Genomic DNA, 595 nt, shown 5'->3' with positions numbered 1-595 from the left:
AGAGCGTCAGCAACTGTTGTGTCTGTTGGGTCGCTAGGGTTTATTGGGAATGCTGCAAGAGCACCTTGTGTAGCAAGGTTGACGTCGGTGTAGTCAACTTTTCCGTCCATATTTAGATCTGTCTGATCAGTCACGATCGCTGTCGCTGTGCTAACGCCAACAAAACGAGTGATCTGGTCGTTGAACCATAAATTAGGTTCAGCGATATAATTTAAAACTTTTTCATCCCCAGATGTGGTAAAGCTGTATGTCAGCGCAATATCTGCATCGCTATCTATTACAGGGATGCCCGCGATCGCGATAGGTTCCCATAAACCATTGATTAGCGCTTGGACTGGTTGTAATGCCGCCAATGAGCCAGAAAGCGGGTTGGTTTCGTCTGTCAAAGCTTCGTAACCTGCAGCACCTGGAGATTTAATGATTGATTCGCCTGCTTGATCAGTAATCGTATTCTTTACTACAACGATGTACCGAGTAAGTGGCTCAAGTACTGAAGTAGGATTGATACGGATGGTTGAGTTTCCGTCCAATACCTTATGTTCGATCTCGAATGTTGGTTGCGAAGATGCGGCTTGTGGAGGCTCTCCGATTGATA

1 protein-coding gene is annotated in these 595 nt (G+C 45.9%); it reads right to left on the bottom strand.

Annotated features, from left to right (window positions below; translation table 11 throughout):
• On the bottom strand, positions 1 to 595 hold a 595-nt coding region (locus A3738_RS09565), incomplete at both ends, for an Ig-like domain-containing protein (protein ID WP_197473759.1).

The sequence above is a fragment of the Oleiphilus sp. HI0066 genome (assembly GCF_001635725.1).
Note: the sequence above shows the minus strand (reverse complement) of the source record. Positions and strands in the feature narration are given on the sequence as shown.